The sequence below is a fragment of the Micromonospora sp. NPDC005171 genome, from assembly GCF_040608575.1.
Taxonomy (GTDB): Bacteria; Actinomycetota; Actinomycetes; order Mycobacteriales; family Micromonosporaceae; genus Micromonospora.
Window position 1 is genome coordinate 1 of the sequence record NZ_JBEXIM010000087.1, and the last position, 1,090, is coordinate 1,090.

Genomic DNA, 1,090 nt, shown 5'->3' on the forward strand with positions numbered 1-1,090 from the left:
GGCGGGCTCAACCGGTGGTTGCAACACCCCCTTTTGGTGGTTGTCGTTGGGGTGGTTATGGCGTCGAGGTTGAGTGCGTTGGAGCGGGAGCAGATTGGGTTGGGTCGGGCGGCGAATGAGTCGTTGCGGTCGATCGCGCGCAGGTTGGAGCGATCGGTGTCGACGATTTCGCGGGAGGTGGGTCGGTTCGAGCGTTACGGGCAGCGGTATCAGCCGTTGATGGCGCAGTGGGCGTCGTTTCTGCGGCACAACCGGTCCGGGCGGGTGCCGCGGTTAGCTGGTGACGGGCCGTTGCGTGAGGTGGTGCTGGATATGCTGCGGCGACGTCGTTCGCCGCAGCAGATCAGTGCCCGGCTGCGGGTGCAGTTCGCGGACATGCCGGAGATGTGGGTGTCGCACGAAACGATCTACCAGGCGATCTACCTGCAGGCGCGGGGGAACCTGCGCGCGGAGTTGACGCGGCAGGTGGCGTTGCGCTCGGGCCGGGCCGCTCGCCGCCGACGGCCGGCGAGTGCGGGGGCGGTGCGCTCGGCCCGCCCGTGGGTGAACCTGCGCATCGCTGACCGGCCGGCTGAGGTCGCTGACCGGGCGGTGCCGGGTCATTGGGAGGGTGACCTCCTCGAAGGGGTCCGTCGGGGTGGGCGTGGTGGTTCCGCGATCGCCACCCTGGTGGAACGCGCCACCCGGTTCGTGATCCTGGTCGGCCTGCCCGAGGGCAAGGTCTCCGAACACGTCGTATCCCAGCTGGCCGCGGCGATGACCTGGCTCCCGCAGCGGTTGAGGGCCTCGTTGACCTGGGACCAGGGCGTCGAGATGGCCCGACACCGTGACTTCACCATCGCCACCGACTGCCCGGTCTACTTCTGCGACCCGCACAGCCCCTGGCAACGCGGCAGCAACGAGAACACCAACGGGCTACTACGCCAGTACTTCCCCAAAGGCCAATTCGACTTCACCACCATCGACCAAACCGGCCTCGACCACGTCGCCGACGAACTCAACGACCGCCCCCGCATGACCCTGAACTGGGCCACCCCCGGTGAGAAAATGACCCAGCTCCTCGGTGTTGCAACCACCGGTTGAGCCCGCC

General features: G+C 67.8%; 1 protein-coding gene. It reads left to right on the plus strand.

The features are described 5' to 3' along the window. Positions 1-57 precede the first annotated feature (57 nt). Positions 58-1,083: an IS30 family transposase gene (locus tag ABZU74_RS34030; protein ID WP_355432890.1), complete on the plus strand. Its 1,026-nt coding sequence runs from the start codon at positions 58-60 to the stop codon at positions 1,081-1,083. Positions 1,084-1,090: the final 7 nt, after the last annotated feature.

Bases quoted from the DNA above. Each gene is read 5' to 3' on its own strand.
- ABZU74_RS34030 (WP_355432890.1), top strand. From the start codon at position 58: ATGGCGTCGAGGTTGAGTGCGTTGGAGCGGGAGCAGATTGGGTTGGGT.